Source organism: Psychromonas sp., assembly GCF_047632995.1.
Taxonomy (GTDB): Bacteria; Pseudomonadota; Gammaproteobacteria; order Enterobacterales; family Psychromonadaceae; genus Psychromonas.
Genome location: NZ_JBLIEK010000006.1, coordinates 49,827 through 72,475, shown reverse-complemented (window position 1 = coordinate 72,475; position 22,649 = coordinate 49,827). Strand labels below are relative to the sequence as shown.

19 protein-coding genes are annotated in these 22,649 nt (G+C 42.6%); 9 read left to right on the top strand and 10 right to left on the bottom strand.

Annotation, left to right across the window (positions count from 1 at the left end):
- Window positions 1-114: 114 nt before the first annotated feature.
- From rpsG to tuf, 3 genes are all read left to right on the top strand, one after another.
- Entirely contained in the window at window positions 115-585 is a 471-nt protein-coding gene (gene rpsG / locus ACJAT7_RS02420; protein WP_415225201.1) for a 30S ribosomal protein S7, read from the top strand.
- Window positions 586-658: 73 nt separating this feature from the next.
- The gene (fusA, locus tag ACJAT7_RS02415) at window positions 659-2,752 is read left to right on the top strand and encodes an elongation factor G (protein WP_415225200.1); all 2,094 of its coding nucleotides are present in this window, start codon (window positions 659-661) and stop codon (window positions 2,750-2,752) included.
- A 74-nt stretch (window positions 2,753-2,826) separates the two neighbouring features.
- Window positions 2,827-4,011 carry an elongation factor Tu gene (gene tuf / locus ACJAT7_RS02410; RefSeq protein WP_415225199.1) on the top strand — a complete coding sequence of 395 codons (1,185 nt, stop codon included), beginning with the start codon at window positions 2,827-2,829 and terminating at the stop codon, window positions 4,009-4,011.
- A 528-nt stretch (window positions 4,012-4,539) separates the two neighbouring features.
- On the opposite strand, the gene ACJAT7_RS02405 is transcribed toward tuf, so the two are convergent.
- The 4 genes from ACJAT7_RS02405 to ACJAT7_RS02390 form a co-directional block, all read right to left on the bottom strand.
- A complete protein-coding gene (locus ACJAT7_RS02405) occupies window positions 4,540-5,160 on the bottom strand; it encodes a tetratricopeptide repeat protein (RefSeq protein ID WP_415225198.1) in 621 nt (206 codons plus the stop codon).
- 145 nt (window positions 5,161-5,305) lie between these two features.
- Window positions 5,306-6,070: a phosphoadenylyl-sulfate reductase gene (locus tag ACJAT7_RS02400; protein ID WP_415225197.1), complete on the bottom strand. Its 765-nt coding sequence runs from the start codon at window positions 6,068-6,070 to the stop codon at window positions 5,306-5,308.
- Window positions 6,063-7,751: an assimilatory sulfite reductase (NADPH) hemoprotein subunit gene (gene cysI / locus ACJAT7_RS02395; RefSeq protein ID WP_415225196.1), complete on the bottom strand. Its 1,689-nt coding sequence runs from the start codon at window positions 7,749-7,751 to the stop codon at window positions 6,063-6,065. The genes ACJAT7_RS02400 and cysI overlap by 8 nt, the downstream gene beginning before the upstream one ends.
- Window positions 7,751-9,547: an assimilatory sulfite reductase (NADPH) flavoprotein subunit gene (locus ACJAT7_RS02390; protein WP_415225195.1), complete on the bottom strand. Its 1,797-nt coding sequence runs from the start codon at window positions 9,545-9,547 to the stop codon at window positions 7,751-7,753. Before ACJAT7_RS02390 ends, cysI begins: the two co-directional genes overlap by 1 nt.
- A 255-nt stretch (window positions 9,548-9,802) precedes the next feature.
- On the opposite strand from ACJAT7_RS02390, the gene ACJAT7_RS02385 reads away from it, so the two are divergent.
- Genes ACJAT7_RS02385 through ACJAT7_RS02365 form a run of 5 tightly spaced genes read left to right on the top strand, consistent with a single transcriptional unit; the run spans window position 9,803 to window position 15,185 of the window.
- On the top strand, window positions 9,803-11,233 hold the full coding sequence (locus tag ACJAT7_RS02385) for a TolC family protein (RefSeq protein WP_415225194.1): 1,431 nt from the start codon (window positions 9,803-9,805) through the stop codon (window positions 11,231-11,233).
- On the top strand, window positions 11,230-12,204 hold the full coding sequence (locus tag ACJAT7_RS02380; RefSeq protein WP_415225193.1) for an HlyD family secretion protein: 975 nt from the start codon (window positions 11,230-11,232) through the stop codon (window positions 12,202-12,204). Before ACJAT7_RS02385 ends, ACJAT7_RS02380 begins: the two co-directional genes overlap by 4 nt.
- A complete protein-coding gene (locus ACJAT7_RS02375) occupies window positions 12,204-13,361 on the top strand; it encodes an ABC transporter permease (RefSeq protein ID WP_415225192.1) in 1,158 nt (385 codons plus the stop codon). The genes ACJAT7_RS02380 and ACJAT7_RS02375 overlap by 1 nt, the downstream gene beginning before the upstream one ends.
- Complete coding sequence (locus ACJAT7_RS02370; protein WP_415225191.1) at window positions 13,348-14,541, top strand: ABC transporter permease; 1,194 nt, start codon at window positions 13,348-13,350, stop codon at window positions 14,539-14,541. Before ACJAT7_RS02375 ends, ACJAT7_RS02370 begins: the two co-directional genes overlap by 14 nt.
- Entirely contained in the window at window positions 14,538-15,185 is a 648-nt protein-coding gene (locus ACJAT7_RS02365; protein ID WP_415225190.1) for a TetR/AcrR family transcriptional regulator, read from the top strand. Before ACJAT7_RS02370 ends, ACJAT7_RS02365 begins: the two co-directional genes overlap by 4 nt.
- Before the next feature lie 223 nt (window positions 15,186-15,408).
- On the opposite strand, the gene ACJAT7_RS02360 is transcribed toward ACJAT7_RS02365, so the two are convergent.
- Window positions 15,409-17,586, bottom strand: a complete 2,178-nt coding sequence (locus ACJAT7_RS02360) for a hypothetical protein (RefSeq protein ID WP_415225189.1) — start codon at window positions 17,584-17,586, stop codon at window positions 15,409-15,411.
- A 153-nt stretch (window positions 17,587-17,739) separates the two neighbouring features.
- Here ACJAT7_RS02360 and ACJAT7_RS02355 point away from each other — a divergent pair, with 153 nt between their 5' ends.
- The gene (locus tag ACJAT7_RS02355) at window positions 17,740-18,858 is read left to right on the top strand and encodes a LuxR C-terminal-related transcriptional regulator (RefSeq protein ID WP_415225188.1); all 1,119 of its coding nucleotides are present in this window, start codon (window positions 17,740-17,742) and stop codon (window positions 18,856-18,858) included.
- A gap of 57 nt (window positions 18,859-18,915) precedes the next feature.
- On the opposite strand, the gene ACJAT7_RS02350 is transcribed toward ACJAT7_RS02355, so the two are convergent.
- From ACJAT7_RS02350 to ACJAT7_RS02330, 5 genes are all read right to left on the bottom strand, one after another.
- Entirely contained in the window at window positions 18,916-19,551 is a 636-nt protein-coding gene (locus ACJAT7_RS02350) for a TIGR04219 family outer membrane beta-barrel protein (protein WP_415225187.1), read from the bottom strand.
- 24 nt (window positions 19,552-19,575) lie between these two features.
- On the bottom strand, window positions 19,576-20,022 hold the full coding sequence (locus ACJAT7_RS02345; RefSeq protein WP_415225186.1) for a copper chaperone PCu(A)C: 447 nt from the start codon (window positions 20,020-20,022) through the stop codon (window positions 19,576-19,578).
- Window positions 20,019-20,228 (bottom strand): hypothetical protein, encoded by a 210-nt coding sequence (locus ACJAT7_RS02340; RefSeq protein WP_415225185.1) that lies wholly within the window; start codon window positions 20,226-20,228, stop codon window positions 20,019-20,021. Before ACJAT7_RS02340 ends, ACJAT7_RS02345 begins: the two co-directional genes overlap by 4 nt.
- A 90-nt stretch (window positions 20,229-20,318) precedes the next feature.
- The gene (gene ilvN, locus ACJAT7_RS02335; RefSeq protein WP_415225184.1) at window positions 20,319-20,816 is read right to left on the bottom strand and encodes an acetolactate synthase small subunit; all 498 of its coding nucleotides are present in this window, start codon (window positions 20,814-20,816) and stop codon (window positions 20,319-20,321) included.
- Complete coding sequence (locus ACJAT7_RS02330; RefSeq protein WP_415225183.1) at window positions 20,809-22,533, bottom strand: acetolactate synthase 3 large subunit; 1,725 nt, start codon at window positions 22,531-22,533, stop codon at window positions 20,809-20,811. The genes ilvN and ACJAT7_RS02330 overlap by 8 nt, the downstream gene beginning before the upstream one ends.
- Between the last annotated feature and the right edge of the window lie 116 nt (window positions 22,534-22,649).

Genomic DNA, 22,649 nt, shown 5'->3' with positions numbered 1-22,649 from the left:
AAGTACGGTGCTAAAAAGCCTAAAGCATAAGCTTTTCCGTAAGTAAGGCCAAACAGACACTATTTTAATTTAATATGTTTTGGGTAATATCCTGAAGCGCACGGAGAAAACAAGATGCCAAGAAGACGCGTCGTAGGTACTCGTAAAATCCTTCCAGATCCTAAGTTCGGATCGGAACTTTTAGCAAAATTCGTTAACGTTGTAATGGTTGACGGTAAAAAATCAGTTTCAGAAAAAATTGTTTATGTTGCACTGAACGCCGCTGCTGAAAAAAGCGGTAAAGTTGCATTAGACCTTTTTGAAGTAGCTCTTGAAAATATACGTCCAAGCGTCGAAGTTAAATCTCGTCGTGTTGGTGGTTCAACTTACCAAGTTCCTGTAGAAGTTCGTCCTTCTCGTCGTAATGCGTTAGCAATGCGTTGGTTAGTTGAAGCGTCACGTAAACGTGGTGAAAAATCAATGGCATTACGTCTAGCTGGTGAGCTAGTTGATGCATCAGATAATAAAGGTTCAGCGGTTAAGAAACGTGAAGACGTTCACCGCATGGCAGATGCTAATAAAGCATTCGCTCATTACCGTTGGTAGGAATCTAGCACAAACTGTTGTTTGTGCTTTTGTTTCAATATTAACGCTTAGTTTTATTTAAAAGGACATCAATTTGTCACGTACAACTCCCATTGAGCGCTACCGCAATATCGGTATTGTTGCTCATGTCGATGCGGGTAAAACAACAACGACAGAGCGTGTGTTGTTCTACACAGGTCTATCTCACAAAATTGGTGAGGTGCATGACGGTGCGGCAACAATGGACTGGATGGAGCAGGAGCAGGAACGTGGTATTACTATCACATCCGCAGCAACTACGACATTCTGGTCAGGCATGCAGGGAGAGTACGATCAGCATCGTATCAATATCATTGACACGCCGGGACACGTAGATTTCACTATTGAAGTTGAACGTTCTTTGCGAGTGCTTGATGGTGCGGTGGTTGTGTTTTGTGGCGCATCGGGTGTTGAGCCTCAATCAGAAACTGTTTGGCGTCAAGCTAACAAATACCACGTTCCGCGTTTAGTGTTTGTTAACAAGATGGACCGTATTGGGGCTGATTTTGAAGCTGTGATTGAACAAATCCATACTCGTTTAGGCGCTACTTGTGTACCCATTCATCTGAATATCGGTACAGAAGATGCGTTTCAAGGGGTGATCGACCTGATTAAAATGAAGGCGATTGATTGGAGTGATACAGATCAAGGAATGACGTTTGAATATTACGACATTCCGGCTGACCTGCAAGAGCGTGCAGAACAATTGCACGAAGAACTTGTAGATGCAGCTGCTGAAGCAAACGACTTCCTGATGGAAAAATACCTTGAAGAAGGTGTGCTTTCTATCGATGAGATCAAAGCCGGTTTACGTATTCGTACGTTAAACAATGAAATCGTCTTAGCGACCTGCGGCAGCGCCTTTAAGAATAAAGGCGTGCAAGCGGTATTAGACGCGGTTATTGACTTCCTTCCTTCTCCTGCAGAAGTGGCTGCTATTAAAGGCATCAATGCAAAAGAGGAAGAGATTGAATGTCCGGCGACTGATGAAGCGCCCTTTGCCGCACTGGCATTTAAAATAGCAACTGACCCGTTTGTCGGGACGTTGACATTTATGCGAGTGTACTCAGGTGTTGTGAATTCAGGGGATCACTTTTATAACTCAGTAAAAATGAAGAAAGAACGTTTTGGCCGTATCGTTCAGATGCATGCCAATGACCGTAAAGAGATCAAAGAGGTGCGTGCTGGCGATATCGCTGCTGCAATCGGCCTTAAAGATGTCACTACGGGTGATACGCTTTGTTCTCCTGAGCATATAGTGATTCTTGAACGTATGGAGTTTCCTGAACCAGTAATCCAAATCGCGGTTGAGCCGAGAACAAAGGCCGATCAAGATAAGTTGGTTATTGCGTTAGATAAACTTGCTGCTGAAGACCCTTCTTTTCGTGTCGAAACGAATGAAGATTCTGGGCAGATACTGATTTCCGGTATGGGTGAATTACACCTTGATATTATCGTAGATCGCATGCGTCGTGAGTTTGGTGTGAACTGTAACGTGGGTAACCCACAAGTTGCTTATCGTGAAACTATTCGTAAAACAGTTTCCGTTGAAGGTAAATTTATTCGTCAGGGTGAAGGACCTAGCCACTATGGCCATGTCCATCTCAAACTTGAACCGCTTGAAGCGGGTTCTGGTTTTGAATTTGTTAACGCAATTGTCGGGGATAGTGTTCCAAAGCAATTTATCCCTGCAGTTAGCAAAGGCTGTGAAGAACAGATGAACCAAGGTGTGCTTGCTGGGTACCCAATGCTTGATGTGCGAGTGACTTTATTAGATGGTTCATACCACGAAGTTGACTCAAGTGAAATGGCGTTTAAAATTGCAGGCATGATAGGCTTCCGAGATGGTGCATTAAAAGCTGATGCAACTATACTCGAACCTGTGATGAAAGTTGAAATTACCACACCAGAAGATTGGATGGGCTCTGTTATTGGCGATCTTAATAGTCGTCGCGGTATAGTTGACGGTATGAACGATGGCCCTGGTGGGGTTAAAATCGTACACGCCAAGGTGCCACTTGCAGAAATGTTCGGTTATGCAACCGCACTACGCTCTGCGACACAAGGTCGCGCGTCCTATTCCATGGAATTTTCTGAGTATGCTAATGCGCCTAAAAAAATAGCTAATGCAATTATTGAAGCGAAATAAAAAATAAATTAAACTATCATCTTTCCATGTGATGGCATGTGGAGAGGTATTAACTGATAAAGAAGGTACACACTGTGTCTAAAGAAAAATTTGAACGTAATAAACCACATGTAAACGTTGGTACAATCGGCCACGTCGATCATGGTAAAACAACGCTAACAGCTGCTATCTCTGCTGTTTTAACTAAAGCACACGGCGGCGTAGTTAAAGATTTCGCATCTATCGATAACGCACCTGAAGAGCGTGAACGTGGTATTACAATCAATACCTCTCACATCGAGTACGATACTGATACTCGTCACTATGCGCACGTAGACTGTCCTGGACACGCCGATTATGTTAAAAACATGATCACTGGTGCTGCACAAATGGATGGTGGCATCTTAGTTGTTGCTGCAACTGATGGCCCTATGCCACAAACTCGTGAGCATATCCTGCTTTCTCGTCAAGTTGGTGTTCCACATTTAGTTGTTTTCCTAAACAAATGTGACATGGTTGATGATGAAGAGCTTCTTGAGCTTGTTGAAATGGAAGTTCGTGAACTTCTTAGCGAATATGATTTCCCAGGTGATGATCTACCTGTAATTCTAGGTTCTGCACTTAAAGCTCTTGAAGGCGACCCAAAATGGGAAGCTAAAATCATGGAACTTGCTGAAGCACTAGATAACTACATCCCGCTTCCAGAGCGTGACGTTGACAAACCATTCATCCTACCAATTGAAGATGTATTCTCAATTGCTGGTCGTGGTACTGTTGTTACTGGTCGTGTTGAGCGCGGTATCATCAAAGTTGGTGAAGAAGTTGAAATCGTTGGTCTACGTCCAACAGTTAAAACTACTTGTACTGGTGTTGAAATGTTCCGTAAACTTCTTGACGAAGGTCGTGCTGGAGAGAACGTTGGTGTTCTTCTACGTGGTACTAAGCGTGATGACGTTGAACGTGGTCAAGTTCTTGCTAAACCAGGTTCAATTACTCCTCATACTAAATTTGAGTCTGAAGTATACGTACTAAGTAAAGATGAAGGCGGCCGTCATACTCCATTCTTCAAAGGTTACCGTCCACAGTTCTATTTCCGTACAACGGATATTACTGGTGCTGTTGAGCTTCCTGAAGGTGTTGAAATGGTAATGCCTGGCGACAACCTTAAATTTGTTGTTGAACTAATTGGTCCAATCGCAATGGACGAAGGTCTACGTTTCGCTATCCGTGAAGGTGGCCGTACTGTAGGTGCTGGTGTTGTTTCTACAATCATCGAGTAAGTTTTACTCTTTAGATTGAACAACACAAAAAAGAGAGCTTAGGCTCTCTTTTTTTATACCTGTAGAAAGGTGGCGCTATACCTGTAAAGACGTAGGTGCTGGATCGTAAATCATTGAGTAATAATTACTCTTTAGATTGAACAACACAAAAGAGAGGCTTAGGCGATCGATTTTTATACCTGTAGAAAGGTGGCGCTATACCTGTAAAAACGTAGGTGCTGGATCGTAAATCATTGAGTAATAATTACTCTTTAGATTGAAAAACACAAAATTGATCACTTAGGCGAATTTATAGCTTCCTCTACAAGGATAAACACACAAATAATCCCTGTTTATATGCAAATTTTTTTAAGGGTATTTATAGTGGCAATAGGGCTTTCAAAATAGAGATATATACAAATCTGTTAGCGCAATGGTGGCAACAGATTTGTAATGAAGTTCGATATAAAAGTGAGCTATTGCTGTATACCTGATATTTAAATAGCTCTGTATTGTGTTAGTGCAAGCAGAATACCTTCTTTTAGTTGCTTAAATCGCCACTTTGCGTGCACGTGTTACAACATGCTCGGGCATTTTTTCTGCTAGTTGAGAAAGCAGATTTTTGGTTTTTTGTTTAAGTCTTTTATCGTCGATTATGCTAAGAAATAAAGAGCGATATGCATCTTCATAATCCACAGGACTGCCGTAACCATCCATTAACATGCGCACATAATTAAATTGTGCATTTAAAAATCCTTGTAGTGCGGCTTCTCGATAATAGATAAGTGCCCGTGCTTTATTTGTTTCTACTAAAATTCCTTTCTCATAGTAGCGGCCTAACTGCTCAAGTGCAGGTAACAATCCCTGTTTCGCTGCTTGTTCGATATAGTGCATGCCAAGTCTTGCATCACGCTCCACACAAACCCCCCAGGCGAGCATATCGCCCCATAAATAGGTATAAGCAGGCTCTTTTATTTTTAGTGCATGTGCTTTAATGTCTGCAACCAATTGGCAATCATCGGACTTAACGCGTTGTAAGTGTTTATTAAGATTAACTAATTCGTTGAGTTCATCCTGAGAATAGATTTGTATTACATCATACTCAGAAGAGTATGCGCTAGCGTATTGGGAAAATGTGAATAACAATAATAAAATAAGCGGCTGCTTCATAACCTTCATTCCTTTGGTTGGGGTCTGCTTCTCTTTATATTTATCGGCGGTGCTGTATAAAGCTTAACGCTTATTTTTTCTGTGTAAATAAAAAAGCCCTCATAATGTGAGGGCTCTATTTATTGCATATTGAATTTGTAGGAGATTAGATACCACTACCTTGGTTTTCACCCTCATCTTCATGCAAACCGCATTCGCGTTTCAAGCCAAAGAAGCGTGTTTCTTCTTCGCTCATGCCGATTTCGAGGGGCCGAGATGTTTGTACATCCCCCACTGAAACGTAACCTTGTTCCCAAAGAGGGTGGTACTCAAGCCCATTATCTTTGAGATAGTAATGAACCTCTTTATTACTCCAATCAATAATGGGCAAAAATTTAAAGCAGCCATTTTGAATGCTCAATACGGGGAGATCGCCCCGGCTTGATGCCTGCGAGCGACGTAAACCTGAAAACCAAGTTTTTGCATTTAACGCTTTAAGTGCACGTTTCATCGGTTCAACTTTATTGATTAAGTTGTACTGTGTTAAGCCGTCAACACCTTGCTCCCATAATTTACCGTGGCGCGCTTCCTGCCAGGCGCTACTCTGTTCGGCACGGTAAATCTTCAGATTAAGATTTAACTTTTGCGTCAACTGATCAATAAACCGATAGGTTTCCGGAAACAGGTAGCCGGTATCGGTCAATATAATGGGTGTATCCGCTTTTACCTGCGTGATCAGATGCAGGCATACCGCCGCTTGAATACCAAAACTTGAAGACAGGACAAATTCGCTTTCAAGATTTTCAAATGCCCAGACTATCCGCTGATGGGCTGTTTTTTTATCAAGCAGTGCATTTACTGTTTTTAGTGCGTCTGTACGCTGCGCTTTATCAAGCAGTAACAGAGCTTGAAGATCGATTTTTTTAGTCATGGAAATCCTTAGAAGCGATAATAACTTCTGCCACTATGCCTGCGCGGATTGAGAAATCGCCAAAGCACTCATCTTGTTTGCGCTCAACTGCCCAACGGCCTATAAGTTGATCAAGCACCTTAATAATGGTTACTTCATCGATATTTTCTTTATACATCTTAGGCAGGCGCGTACCGTTGCTATTACCGCCTAAATAAAGATTATAACGACCTGGAGCTTTGCCAACTAAGCCTATTTCAGCGAGCATTGCACGAGCACAACCATTTGGGCACCCGGTAACTCGCAAAATAATATGATCTTTGGCAATGCCGTGTTTTGTTAGCAACGCTTCAACATCATCCGTTAAGCCTGGTAGGTAACGCTCCGCTTCTGCCATCGCTAGTGGGCAGGTGGGCAGTGCCACACAGGCCATTGAGTATTTACGCTGATCTGTGGTGCTGTCATCAATCAAACCGCATTCTCTTGCCAATGCTTCAATGGTTTCTTTTTGTGTTTCCGGCACGCCTGCAATAATCAGGTTCTGGTTCGCTGTCATGCGGAAAGTACCTTGGTGCACTTTGGCGATTTTAACTAAGCCCGATTTTAGCGGTTTACCCACAAAATCAAGGATCCGGCCATTTTCAATAAATACGGTTAAATGCCATTTATTATCAATCCCTTTTACCCAGCCGATACGGTCACCGCGCTGTGTAAATTCATAAGCACCGGGCGCTGCAAAGGTGATACCTGAACGTTTTTCCACTTCAGACTTAAATTTCTGGGCGCCATGTGTTTCTAATGTGTATTTAGTACGTGCATGTGAGCGACTAATTCGATTGCCAAGATCACGTTGTGTGGTAACGACTGCTTCGGCCACGGTAATCACTTGGTCTGCCGGGATAAAGCCAAAGTCATCACCTAAACGCGGGAAAGTGGTTTTATCTCCATGGGTCATACCCAAACCTGCGCCGACTACTACGTTGTAGCCGGTTATTTTCTCGTCTTCAATAATGGCAATAAAGTTCAGATCATTGGCATGGATATCAACATCATTATAGGGCGGCAATGCAACTGCTATTTTAAATTTACGCGGTAGGAAGGTTTCACCGTAAATCGGCTCCTGTTCCGTTTCTAACATTTTCTCGCCATCTAACCAGATTTCAGCGTAGGCATTACTTTTAGGTAAAAAATGTTCACTGAGTTTTTTAGACAGTTCGTAAACCTGGGTATGTAATTCCGACTGTTCCGGGTTTGATGTGCAGATGGTATTACGGTTAACATCACCGGCCGTGAAAATAGAATCAATATTGGCTTTAAACTTAAGCTCTTGGAATACCGATTTAAGATTGCGTTTAAAAATGCCGTGGTACTGGAATGTTTGCCGTGTGGTAATACGAATACTACCGGCATCGGTTAACTCTTCTGCCACGCGGTCAATCTCTAACCACTGCTGCGGCGTGACTACGCCGCCCGGTAAACGCGCGCGTAATAAAAATGAGTATAAAGGCTCTAATTTTTGTTGCTTACGCTCAGCGCGATAGTCACGATGATCCTGTTGATATAGACCATGAAACTTAACCAGCTGCACGTCATCAGGTATAAAAGCACCGGTGGTATTATCCTGCAGTCCTTCCACTAATTTACCGCGAAGAAAGTTACTTTCAATTTTAATGCGTTCGTTATCGTGTAATTTCTGACTCATTAGTAAACATCCCTTTGGTAACGTTTTGCTTGACGTAATTCTGTTAAATATTGTTCAGCGTTATCGACACTCATATTGCCCTGTTCGCTGATAATCTCAATTAAGACCTGTTGCACATCTTTAGCCATACGGTTGGCATCGCCACATACGTAAAAATGAGCGCCATCTTGTAACCATTGATAAACTTCCTGGGCATTTTCTCTGAGGCGATCTTGCACATATATTTTTTCGCTTTGATCACGTGAAAATGCTAAATCTAGTTTACTTAACAAGCCTGATTTAAGATGTGCCTGCCATTCAACTTGATATAAAAAATCTTCATTAAATGTCTGCTCACCAAAGAATAACCAGTTTTTACCGCTTGCATCCGTTGCCTCTCGTTCCTGCATAAAGGCGCGGAAAGGCGCGATACCTGTACCTGGACCTACCATAATAACCGCAGTATCCGGATCACTCGGCAAGCGGAAGTTATGGTTCTCTTCAATAAATACTTTTACCTGATCATCTTCTTGCAGGCGATGACTAAGGAATGTTGATGCGCCGCCATAACGTTGTTCGCCATCTTTATTTTCAAAACTGACGGTTCCGACTGTTAAGTGAACCTCTTCCTCTACTTCTGTTTGACTTGACGCAATTGAGTATAAACGCGGACTGGTATGGCGCAATAATAGAAGAAAGTTATCGGCAGTAACCACTTCATTGCCTTGTTCCGTGATCACGTCGATAATTTGATGGGTATTGGCAAAATCACGCAATGCATTCTTATCTTGTGCGAGTGTTAATAGCGCCGCGTTGTTAGTTAGTTGCGCATAACCTTCAACAAATGCAGGGTGCGTACTGGTCAATTCATAATGTTCGCTTAATGCATCTTTAAGTGTTATCTCGATATTATCGATAAGCACCAGTGTTTCAGGTGCAAGACCGAGCTTGGTGATTAACTGCTCGACCAGTAAAGGATCATTTTTAAACCATACACCCAGTGCATCACCTGCTGTGTAATGCAGATCGGATCCCTGCAGATCGATTTCGATATGAGAGACCTCTTTAGCGGATCTCTCCCCGCTTATTTTCTGACCTACCAATAAACTTGCCGTAAACGGGTTATGTTTATCATATTTATTGGCAGCTGCTGCGGTAGGTGCTGATAAAGCAACAGGCGCAGCCGCGACACCGCCTTTTTCGAGCGTTTGCTCTATGGCGCTTAATGCCTGTTCAAACCAGGCCTGTGTAACCTGCTCATAATCAACGTCGGCGTCTAAACGGTCAACAATTGCAGTTGCACCTAATGCGCCAATGCGTTGTTCAAACTCTTTGCCTGTCTGGCAGAAAAATTCATAACTTGAATCACCAAGTCCTAACACTGCAAATTTAAGGCTATTTAATTTAGGCGCTTTTTTAGACGCTAAAAACTGGTGCAGATCAATGGCATCATCGGGCGCTTCACCCTCGCCATTGGTGCTGGTCACGATAATCAGATGGCTTTCATCTTTGATATTCTTAACTTTGTAATCAGCCATTGAAACTAATCTATTGGCGATCCCTTTCGCTGTTGCCTGCTCGGCTAGCTGCTGGGCAACTCCTTTACTGTTACCCGTTTGCGAGGCGAACAAAATAGTCAGGCTCTGCCCTGAACTGACAGGCGCTTGTGCCGCAACGCTCTGTTGGCCGATGCCTGCTAAATAGCCACTGACCCATGCCGTTTGAACGGGTGTTAAATCGGCCATAGCTTGCTGCAGCTGGACAAGTTGCTGCTCAGACAGGGGCGAGGTTAAAGCCGAGAGATTGGTGAGTGCCATGACGCTGTTTTCCATGATTACATAAAGATGGTAATGATAATACGCACAGTTGCCATAACAATATAATAATAGAAATGAATTTTTTATAACCAAATGGAATTTAAAAACAGTTCAATGTTGTGCAGTTTCAAATTTATATTGTGCATTACTCATTTTATCTGCTTTGCAGGCTATCAATTTGATCCGCTTCATGGTTCCTTATTGAATTAGAGCATATACTCTAATTTGTTCGGGCCACTAAGTGAATTATTGATAATGCTAAACACACAAAAAAAGATGCGGATGATTGCTGTTGCATCGTTAATGGCAACATTTTTTGTTAATGCGCAAGAGATCCATTTTGCTGATGCATGGACTATTCTCCAGCAAAAAAATAACTCTATAGCGGCTCAGCGGGCCAATGTGACGCGCTACCAACAGTTAGAAAAAGCCGATGACTCTTTAGATTTACCTTCTATCACGATCGGGGCAAATTACACCCGATTGGATGATGATGTCACGCTATCCGGAGAGCAGGTTTTTGGTAGTTTAGATGATTCAAGTAAAGTAGCACTGGCTCAGACATTATCGCAAATAGGTGTTAATTTCGCTGATATTGCTGGAGCAACCTCTACCGTCACAGAAAAAAATATGTTCAATTCTTCGATTCGCGCAGTATGGCCTATTTTTACCGGTGGAAGAATTAGTGCCTCACACAGCTACGCGTCAGGGCGCACCGACGAAGCTATTGCTCTGCTTAAAATGGAGATGCAAGCCCGCTTTGAGGATCTTGCTAAATATTACTTCAGTGTGGTGCTTGCAAAAGAAGTAGTGGCAACCCGTCTGTCTGTAGAGCGCGGATTAACCCACCATAGAGACTTTGCAATTAAATTAGAGCAGCAAGGGCAGATTGCTAAAGTAGAGCGTCTGCAGGCTGAAGCCTCTCTGGCGAAAGCTGTTGTTGAGAGGAAAAAATCAGAAAAGGACCTCTATATTGCTTCTTCCGCCCTCACGGAAATTCTTAATCAGGCAAATAAAGTCATCCCGCAAAGCACGCTCTTTATTAATAGGACTCTCCCTCCACTCTCGGCTTTTACCGAACAGACACTAACAACATATCCCGGGTTGGATATTTTAAATGCAAAAGAGAAACAGGCCGCGAGTTCGATAAAAGCGGAAAAAGGAAAGTACTACCCGGAAGTGTTTCTTTACGGTGACCACGTGCTTTATGAAGATGACTCATTAGCAAGCGAAATGGCGCCGGATTGGTTTGTCGGTATCGGCATTAATATTCCACTTATGGAAAGAACGGGCCGTTTCGAAAAAATGCAGGCGGCTCATAGTGCAGTGCTGCAGATCCGCCATTTACGTCATCAGGCAAAGCAGGATTTGACCGTACTTGTTGAAAAAACATATTTTCAAGCAGAGCAGGCCATTGAAGAGGTGCAGGGGTTAGATTCCAGCCTGGCATTGGCGCAAGAAAACTTGAAGTTACGTAAAAAAGCCTTTAACCAGGGGTTGTCCACCTCGCTTGATGTGATCGATGCTGAACTTTATATGGCAAGCATAAAAACACAACAACAGGTTGCCCGTTTTAATTATGTTATTGCGCTAAATAGGTTACTTGCCCTAAGCAGCGAGATGTCCACTTTTACGCACTATGAACTAAACGCTTTGCAACGGATTAAACTTGAGGATAAATCATGAAATACGTTAAACCCGTTCTTTTTACCTTGATCGGCGCAGCAATTATTGGCTGGATAATTTATAGCTTTTATCTGGCTTACCAGCCTAAACCTGTCCGTCTGCAGGGGCAAATTGAAGCACAGCAATACAGTATCTCATCGAAAGTCGCTGGCAGAATTGAACAGGTGATGGTCAAAAAGGGTGATATGGTCAAAAAAGGTGATCCAATTTTCACTCTCTATAGCCCGGAAATTGAAGCTAAGCTTGAGCAGGCGATAGCCGCTAAAGAGGTTGCCGATGCGATGGCGATGCAGACGGAAAAGGGAGTGCGCGCGCAGAAGATTAACGCCGCAGAAGATCAATGGAATAAAGCAAAGTCGGCGACAAGCCTGATGGAAAAAACCTACCAACGTATTGATAACCTGTATCAAGATGGTGTTGTTGCAGAACAAAAACGCGATCAGGCGTTGACCCAGTGGCAAGCCTCTAAATATACGCAAAGTGCCGCTTTGCAGATGTATCAGATGGCAAAAGAAGGGGCGCGAAGCGAAACCAAACGGGCTGCTGCGGAAAAAGTACGTATGGCTGCCGGGGCAGTTGCAGAAGTGCAAGCTTATGCGCAAGACACCAAAATCATGAGCTGGTTCGATGGTGAAGTCTCTCAGGTACTTTTACATAGTGGAGAGCTTGCACCGCAGGGATTTCCGGTTGTGACCGTGATTGATATGCAGGATGCCTGGGTTGTTTTTAATGTACGGGAAGATCAGCTCAGCAATTTCCAGATAGGCAAAACATTTACTGCCTATCTGCCTGCACTTAACAAAAAAATTCAGTTTCAAGTTAACTATATTGCAGTAATGGGGGATTTTGCAACCTGGCGCTCCACAGATTCCTCTAAAGGATTTGATCTAAGAACATTTGAGGTAGAAGCCAAACCGCTACAACTGACCGATAAGTTACGAAGCGGGATGAGCGTGGCCATTGAGCTGTGATGGCTGATTCTAAACTTTCTCAATGGCATGTGCTGAGCAGTGACCGATGGTTGTTATCCAGTCTGACATGGATCCCTATCTTGCTGGCGCTGTCCATCTGGTGGATTTTTTCACAAGCGATAGCAAGGGATCTGCCTATTGGTGTGCTGGATTTGCAGCAGAGCACTTTATCAAGACAACTGATTCGGGAATTTGACGCCACTTCAGCGTTAAAGGTGGATCATGCTTTCAGTGATATTAGCGCCGCAAAAAATGCCTTTATTGGCAATGAGATATACGCCTATATGGTCATTCCTAAAAACTTTGACCGGGATATCCATCTTGCTAATCCTCCGCAGGTAAGCGTTTTTTATAACAGCCAGTTTATTCTGGTCGGTAAACTGATCAACAGCGCTGCACTGCAGGCGCATGGCACCTTCAATGCACAACTCGGCGCCCTTAAACAGCTGGCTAAAGGTAACAGCAGCGCGCTAAGTGCAGTTGCTAAAACAGTGGCTATTCGCAGTCAGATCACGCCGCTGTTTAATAAAAATTCCAACTACGCGCAGTTTCTTGTTTCCGCAATCGTGCCCGCTCTATGGCAAATCGCAATTGTGGTATCTACCATCTTGTTTTTAACTGCCAATCATCGTATTTCCGGCCTGAAAAAAATGGTGGGAGAAAAACCGCTTAAGAATTTACTGGCTATGGGGGGATTCTACCTGCCCATCTTTGTGGCTCAGGGCTTTGCTTTTCTTATTTTCTTTTATGCCGGCCTTGACTGGCCGATGGAAGGCAGTCTGTTGCCGCTGCTTTTTGCTCAGTTAGTTACGGTAATTGCCTGTATGATTATGGGCAATTTCTTTTTCTTCTTAACGCTTGATCCCGCCAGAGCAATAAGTTTTGCAGCCGGATTTACCGCACCCAGCTTTGCTTTTATGGGAGTCACTTTTCCTGTTACCGATATGAACACGCTCGCTCAATTGTGGCGTGGATTACTGCCGATCAGTCATTATATTGAAGCGCAAATCAGCCAGGTCAGTTACGGCGTAAGTGCATGGGAAACGATCAGCAGCTTTACGCCGTCCATGTTTGGCTATCTGCTGCCTTTGTTGCTGGTGTTGCTATTAATAAAAAAACATCTCAAAAAACTGGATCACAATAATGCGCCTATTTGAATTAATAAAAGCTGAACTTAAAGCGGTGCTGAGCAATCCTGTTATTGCTTTAACCGTCTTTGGCGGCGTGATCTTCTATTCATTCCTCTATCCTTTACCTTACGCTCAGCAAACGCCCAGGGAGCAGGAAATTAGCGTTGTTAATCTCGATAACAGCCAGACCAGCCGCCAACTTGAACGTATGGTCGATGCCACACCGCAGGTTAAAATAGTTAAACGGGCGCATTCCATCAATGAAGCTAAAGCGCAGTTACTGCAAGGTGATGTTAGCGGGATTTTACTGATCCCAGAACATTTTTACCGGGATCTATTATTAGGTAAAAGCCCGACACTTTCCTACGCTGGCGATGCTTCCTATTTCTTGGTCTATGGCACCATTGTCGAAGGGCTGGCCAACGCAGGAGGAACACTCGCCGCGAAGGCAAAAGTCACCCGGCTGATAATGGATGGTGTGCCATTGGATACAGCCAAAGAGCAGTACGCTCAGGTCAAATTAAATATGAAGCCAACTTTTAATCCTACGCTAGGTTATCTTAGTTATGTGGTGCCGGCGGTCTTCGTACTTATTTTGCAGCAAACCCTGATTATGGGCGTAGGTATCTTAGGCTGCATGGAAAAATTTATTGCCGGGTATTGGAACAAACACACCGCATTAACAATAATAACAATCAGAAGCTTAATTTTTGTCGCTATTTATTACCTGATGGCAATCTATTACTTTGGCTTCTGTTTTGATTTTTATGGCATCAACAAGCTTGCCTCGCCACTTATTATACTGGCCTTACTCGCTCCCTTCTTACTTTGCAGTACGTTTATCGGTATTTTCCTAGGGGCGCTGCTACCCAGAAGGGAACTGGTCACTTTTGTGGTCTTAATCAGCTCCATGCCGCTTATCTTTAGCGCCGGTTTTATCTGGCCCCTGGAAAGTGTACCGCTGCCGATGATCTGGCTGAGCAATCTGTTTCCCTGTACGCCCGCTATTCAAAGTTTTCTGGCGGTTAACCAGATGGGAGCTGAATTTTCACAAATTCTGCCGCAGTGGCAACTGCTTTGGCTGCAGGTATTTATCTGGGGGGCATTGGCTTATGTTGCTTATAGACGAGCTCAACGGATCCCGGTAAGGTTTCAAGCTGCTTTAAAAGGCAGAATTAAGCCTCTTGAAAAAAGAAATAATTCATGAAAACACGCGATAAAATAGTGCATGCGGCACTACAACTATTTAATGAAAACGGTGAGCGCAATATTACCACTAATCATATTGCCGCTGATCTGGGAATTAGCCCCGGTAATCTCTACTACCATTTTCATAATAAGCAGGAGATCATTTATGAGATTTTTGAAAGCTACTCAATGGAACTGTTAGATCACTTTACGCCGGTTGAGCCAGAGCAGGAAAGCCTGGTGCAGCTTAAACACTATCTCGATTCTATTTTTACTTTAATGTGGAAATACCGTTTTTTCTACGCCAATCTTGCGCAAATTCTGCAACAAGATAGGGTGCTGCATGAGAAATATCTGGCAGTACAGGAGATCTCGCAACTAAACTTACAAAGCATCTTTAAAACATTTATCGATCTGCAACTTTTCGCTCTCAAAGAAGAGGAGATACAACCGATTATCACCAACTTGCATCTGATTATTTTCAGCTGGCTTAGCTATCAGTCATCTATGCATTTGCAGTCAGAGGTTACCGAACAGGTGATCCAGCAGGGCATGCTGCAGATGACTGCGGTAATAAAGCTCTTTACCACCGATCTTGGTAAAGAGCAGATACTGTTACTCGAAGAGGGGATCCGAACATTAAATAAGGGATCAGAAAATTAACTTTGCAGATCCCTTATATAGACTAAATCCACTCATTAGATGAATAGAGAATGAAGTGTGCTTGTAGATCTGCAAACTTGCTTAAAGTTGTTGCTTTGATTTGTTATTTAATCGCGAGTTAACTGAAGTAGGTGAAATTGTTTTTAATGCAAGGCGTCGTGTAAAAGAGACCTGTCAGTTTTTAACTGACAGGTCTTAAGATAATAATCAGAGTTTAGATTGATTATGGTGTGTTAGTGTTGTCTGTTAATGTGAATTCACCTATTTCATCGCCATCGATATAGGAGAAAGTTAAACTGCTGTTGGCTTCGAATGATTTTAACACAAACTCATTCGTTGAATTATTCAGGTAATCAGAAAGACCCGAAGTGCCATTATTATCTTCGGTGATAGAGGTAACAGTGATCTTGCCCGTAGCTGTATCATAGCTAAAAGCACCCGATTCAGTACCTGCCCAAGAATCAGAGGCTTCACCATCATCTATTATTTGCTCCATGGTATAGGTCATATCATTATTAAATTGAAATGAAATATCCCCGTTGCTCCAACTGCCAATTAACGGCGGTAATCTGCCTGCATTAAAACGATTTAGGATAGTGTCTCTTGCGGATGCATCAAAGATTATTTCATCAATTCCAAACTGTTCCGCCCATACTTGTCTAACAAACCCTTCAAACTCAGCAAAGTAAAGCGTGCCGTCATGAGCAAAATGATTCCCCATGCTTTCAACTGATGCCGGAGCCGTTACTTTTATTAATGTTTGTCCATAAGCACTGATCTCGCTCCAAACGCCTGATGCTAACGGAGTTGAATCTTCCCAAAAGCTAACGCTTCCGTCGTCATTTGCTTTGGCTGTTATCTCGCTGTAATCATTTCCACTAAGGTGATGCCAATCCACCAGTAAGGTCGCCGTTTTCAGCTCCGCTAATGTTTGAATATATGCTTCTCCAGGAACTGCAGACGGAGGTTGGATATGGTTACATATTTCACCTAATTGGCTTTTAATCTGCTCTTGAGTATATGTTCCAGTATAATCATCACACCACGGATCAAGAGATTCCAGTCTGTAGCGGATGTTTTGAGTACCCGTTATTTTGTAGCCAAAAGATCCGTCATCGAAGGTTGCATCAGCGGCGATGCTCTTAGCCCAAGTTCCGTCACCATCTGTTTTATTGAGCACCAAAGCAATATTTAAACCGGATAAATCAATTTTACTGCCGGTAATTGTTTCATCGAACTGTCCATCTCCTATCGAATAATGCAATGTGATGGCGTTATCTGCTGCTGTGATCGATGAGATCAGTTCATTATTCTGGATCCAGCCTGCACTTTCCGAAAGCACCCATGTTTCTTGATCAGCCGATTCTTCAACGGGGTCTGTAGAGTATGCTGTTTCACTTACAAATTCGCCGCTAGAAAAATCAAATTCGTTAAACTGATCTTCTACGATATCACCGGCTAATTTAAGTGATCCGTATTCCAGTTCAGCAGTGCCATCATTGTCTGTATCTCCCCAAAACCAATTTAGGCCATCACTTGTCAGCAGTTCAATTAGATTCGCGACAATAGCTGAATTTTCTGCTTGATTTTGCGTAATCTGATCTTCAAGTTTATCTGCATCCAGTTTGATGAAATTGTTATCTATATCACTAGCAATAGAGGCTGCATCAAATTCAACCTCAAGATCAGCTACTTCAACTTGGATTTTAATTTCCACAAGCGCTGCAAAAACTTTATCTGTGATCAGTGTTATTAATTGATCTAGCGGGATGCCGACTTCCTCTGATGTGTCCAGCAATGTTTCCATGTTTGCAGCCATCACTTTGGCCGTTATCTGGGCAATCTGGTGTAGTTTTGCGAATTCAGCTTTGTCTTCATCACTGAGTGTTTTATCTGTTTTAGCTTCCACATAGTCTTTATTAAGAGCTATCTCTGTTCCCAATTTAGTTTGTAGAAGCTGTTCTGCTTCTACAACAGATCTTCCTTTTTCTACCTCATTTTGTACCATGGTGGTGAGCGGACTGACAAATGTATAACCTGCCGGCGCACTGAGAGTATAAGCCTTTAAAACTTCACCGGGCTTATCGGTATCGATTGTTTCATTGGCGATGACTTTGACTAACAACGGGTAAGTGTCAATCTGCAACTGAGTCACTCCTTTGAGAGTAAACTCACCTCCTGTGGTACTTGTTGCACTTGGCTCATCACTATCACAGTCTTTGTTGCCGTTTATATCTAAGCAGACCTCTGCCCCGATTAAATAACCATCAGCAGCCTTGCCCGATAAGCTTTTTGTGTCAGAAGCTGTCGCTAAGATAGATTCCGGTGTTGAAGAGCTGGAACCACCACAGCCAACTAGCGGGGTTAGGGTTAAAGCAAGGACAAGTGGATGAAGTCTCATAATGAATTCCTTTTTATTTTATGCAGATAGATGAAAAGTATGATAGCTAGCAAGCTAAAACCATCCCCATTTGGGTACAATAGTGTTGTAAGTTTTATATATATTGATATAGATCTATTTTAGTTGAGCACATTTGTTCATAGGGAGATGCAGATGCAGATGCAGATGGAAGATGGTCTTGTTGATGATTTGATAAAATCCTTGTATTGCGCGTTGGTGCTGCCAAACGGCTTTACAGACTTTTTAAATGAGCTAACTCTGCGTTTAAATCTACGTTCGGGGGCGGTTGTTATGCTTAATAATGAATTGCAATCTGCTGATATTGTTTGGGTTAAGGGACTGGATCTGATTAAGACTGCAGAATACGGTAAGCGTTATGGAGAACGGGATGGTCTGGCACAGCGTTTGCTGCAAGCCCCACCGGGTAAATTAATTGTCTTAGGTGAATATGAAATGGATCAAGGTATGTTATCTGATCCTGAATGTATGCTCGCTGTACAGGCGCTTGATGTTTATTATGCAGCAGCAGCTGTATTGGCCAGTGATGATTGTTGGAGCAGTAGAGTTTATTTTCAGCGTAATAGAGAGCAGGGGGAGTTTTCTCCAGAAGAGTGTTTGTTGCTGAATAAGCTTATTCCCCATATTCAGCATGCGATGCAGCTTTATCATTTAAAATTAAAGAGCGATAAACAACACTTTTTAAGCGAGTTGTTATTCGATCAGATTCTGTTACCCGTTATTTTATTGGATGAGCAAGGCTATGTAAGTCATTGTAACCAGCAGGCCGAACTGTTTTTTGCTCAACATCAATATTTGAAAAAAATCAATAAAAGCCTGCACTGGATAAACGTAAGAAGTAATCGACAAATTCAGCAGGCCATACAGAAATGTCTACGCGAGCAGACCACGCATCATCTGCAGCTGGAAATGCCGAAAGGCCTGTCCATAGTATTAACATTTGTACCTTTAGTTCATAAAAATAATAATGGGGGCGGGATCGCAGTGTTTATCTATAGTCAGAATCTGCTACCGGTTAATCAACAAGTCTTATGCGAACTCTATAATTTATCAACCAAGGAAGCTTTAGTCTGTAGTGAGTTAATCAGTGGCCGTTCACCTGCTGAAATAGCGGAAAACACTTATTTAAGTTATGAAACCGTCAGAACTTATATTAAACGTATTATGAAAAAAACAGACACCAGGCGGCAAAGTGAGTTGGTTGCCAAAGTATTAGCAAGCCCTGCTTGTAACTTAATGAGTCATACCCACTAATAAAAAAGGGACCTGCAAATTAATTTTGCAGATCCCTTTTGTAAATAATCGCAGAGGCTAGAAGTGTGCTTCCAGACCTGCAAATAGCCCTTTGTTTTCTTGCTTAAAGTTACTGATTTCAGCTTCCTGATGGCGATAACCAGCACGTACAGAGAGGTTTAACAGCATCGAGTCTGGATTAAAGGTATAAGCAACACCCATCTCGGCATCTGTTGCATTATCATCGTTGATAGAGCCGGCAATGATTTCAGCAAAAGCATGCATAGGAACACCTGGTATATGCAGTTTAGCTGCAGCGTAGCCTTGTCCGAGAGTCGCACTTAAATTGTTATAGTCAGTTTCTAGATCTGTGTAAGCCAGACCTAAATCAAACTCAACCAAGTCATTATCAAGTAGCTCGTAGTACAAGATGGCATTGCTAGCGGAGCTTTTAATTTCTGTTGCATCACTACTGTATTCACTGCTTAAATCTGAGTATTTAAGTTTTGCATTGGGGATAAGCGGCATAAAATGCTCGAATGCCAGATAACCTGAAAAATTATTGGTGTCATCAAATTCGCCCGTGTAACCATTGGCTGTATGACTCGTTGCTGTGGTGCGGTAATCAACTCCTGCATATACACCTAAAAAATCGGCCATAGTCGGCATGCTAATAACGCCCGCCACAACGGCTGCGCAGATCTGTTTTTTCATTGTTATTCCTATTTTATTTATTTGTTAATCTGTTTTGTTTTTGTGCATAGTGATCTTTTTTATCGGCGCGTCAACCGTGATCTCTTCACCATTATCAAAATATAATTTCAGAGCAACGGATTCACCGTCTTTAAGCGGTTGTTTTAATTCAAAAAACATAACGTGGTAACTGCCTGGTTGTAACGCTGTTTTATTTTTTGCTTTGATGCTGATCTGTTTAACTTGGCGCATTTTCATCAAACCATCTTGCATTAGATGATTGTGCAGCTCCACGCGCTGTGCAATATCACTGCTGGCTGCAATAAGTTTAACTTCTTCTTTATTGCTATTGTGAATAACCATAAAGGCCGCGCTATTTTTTGCATGGGGTGGCGTGGCGCGCACGTAAGCATTTTCTATGGTCAAGTTGGCAAACGCTGTGTTACTTATAAACAGAAAGCCGGCTATCAATAACGATAAAATAGACTTCATTGGAAATCCCTGTTTTTATTGAAGAAATAATAGTAGATGGCTATGGCAAGTAATATCCAAAATCCAAATTTAAAAATGAAGGTTAATGTGCTCATTAAAATAAAGCTTAAAATCATAATGAGTGCAATCACGGTCAAGCTAAGCACAGAGACACCAAACATGAATAATACCAATGCGCAGAGTAACAATGCGCCTATTTCAAGCATAAAAACTCCTTATACACAATGCACAGGGTACTTTGCATTGTGCGGATAGCAGGACAAATTCTTAATGGTAATTATTTGCCCTGCTGCTGATTAACCGCGTAACGCTTTTTCGCCACGTGCAATACCACAAACACCCGAGCGAACCACTTCTACTATTTCGCTGGTATCTTCAAGAGTTGCAATAAAAGCATCTAATTTAGAGCAGGTGCCGCTGAGTTGAATGGTATAAAGGTTTTGTGTGATATCAACGATTTGACCTCGGTAAATATCGACACAACGTTTAACCTCTTCACGCGTACCATTCAGGGTGCGCACTTTAACGAGCATCAGTTCTCGTTCAACGTGCGGACCTTCTGTTAATTCAGTAACGCGCAATACATCCACCAATTTATGCAGTTGCTTCATCATCTGCTCAAGCGTGGCAAGATCTGTCACCTCAGTGGTGATAGTCATGCGCGATAATGTTTTATCATTGGTAGGGGAAACAGTGAGTGATTCAATGTTATAACCACGTTGAGAAAAAAGACCGACAACACGGGACAATGCGCCAGATTCATTTTCAAGTAATACAGAAATAATACTACGCATCGGTTCTCTCCGTTTTGCTTAGGTACATATCTTCCATGTTGCCGAGTTTGATTTGCATAGGATACACATGCTCTTCCGGATCAACGAGAACATCAATAAAGACGACGCGATCTTTAAGTTCAATAGCACGCAATAATGCGGGTTCAAGTTCTTCAATTTTATCAACTTTAATACCGACATGATTATAAGCTTCGGCAAGTTTGACGAAATCGGGCACGCTGTCCATATAGGAGTGTGATTGACGACCACCGTAGAACATCTTCTGCCACTGTTTAACCATACCTAAAGAGCGGTTATTGAGCAGCACAATAATAACGGGAATCTTGTACTGCATACAGGTAGAAAGCTCTTGGATATTCATTTGAATGGAACCATCACCGGTGACACAGCAAACAGTTTTTTCAGGACGCGCAATTTTACACCCGATAGCCGCTGGCAGACCAAATCCCATGGTGCCTAACCCTCCTGAGTTAATCCACTGACGCGGCTCTTTAAAGGGGTAATAAAGTGCGGCAAACATTTGATGCTGGCCGACATCAGAGGTGATAATGGCATCACCGTGAGTTACTTTATATAAACTCTCAATAACTTGTTGTGGTTTGATATATTTATCAGATTTTTTATAAGTAAGGCAGTTTTTTGCACGCCACTCATTTATCTGATCCCACCATAAGTTGATTTTCTCACTGTCATTGCTTGCCTGGGTTTCTTCAAGCAGCTCCAGCATCTGCTGTAATACAATTTCGATTGAACCGACAATCGGTAGATCAACGTGGATATTTTTAGATATGGATGTCGGATCAATATCAATCTGCATGATTTTTGCGTTAGGGCAGAACTTATCGACATTATTGGTTACGCGATCATCAAAGCGGGCGCCAATTGCGAAAATAAGATCCGCATTATGCATCGACCTATTTGCCTGATAGGTACCGTGCATCCCGAGCATACCAATATTTTGTTTATGCTGACCGGGAAATGCGCCTAACCCCATTAAGGTGTTGGTCACGGGCAGATTGAGTTTTTCAGCTAACTCAATAACTTGTTTGGATGCGTTGGAAATAATTGCGCCGCCACCCACATAGAGAACCGGTTTTTTAGCAGCTAATAAAGCGGTTAATGCGCGTTTTATTTGCCCTTTATGACCGCGTAGTGTGGGGTTATATGAACGCAATTCAATACTGTCAGGGTATTTATAGGGAAATTTAAGCAGTGGATTTTGTACATCTTTTGGCAGATCGACAACAACAGGACCGGGGCGGCCAGTTGATGCCAGGAAAAAGGCTTTTTTAATCGCAACGGGTATCTCTTCTGCCGTGCGACATAAGAAACTGTGTTTTACAACAGGTCGAGAAACACCAATCATATCGGTTTCTTGAAATGCGTCATCACCAATCCAGTCGGTGGGGACTTGTCCTGAAATAACCACCAGTGGAATTGAATCCATATACGCGGTTGCAATGCCGGTAATACAGTTTGTAGCGCCCGGTCCTGCAGTCACCAGTACTGTGCCCACTTTTCCCGTTACTCTTGAATAAGCATCAGCCATATGTACGGCAGCTTGTTCATGACGGACTAAGAAATGTTCAATATCGCTGCATTGAAAAATTGCATCGTAAATATCTAATACTGAACCACCAGGGTAACCGAAAATATGCTCTATACCTTCGTCTTGTAGTGAACGGACAACCATTTCGGCGCCAGATAACATCTCCATAATAATACTCCTTTTATACAATTGGTAAATTGCGTCACTTCCCACCTGTATCGGGTGAGGGTGAACCTTGTTTTAAAATCAATGCCTGTTAACTTTACGTGTATTCAAAAATAATT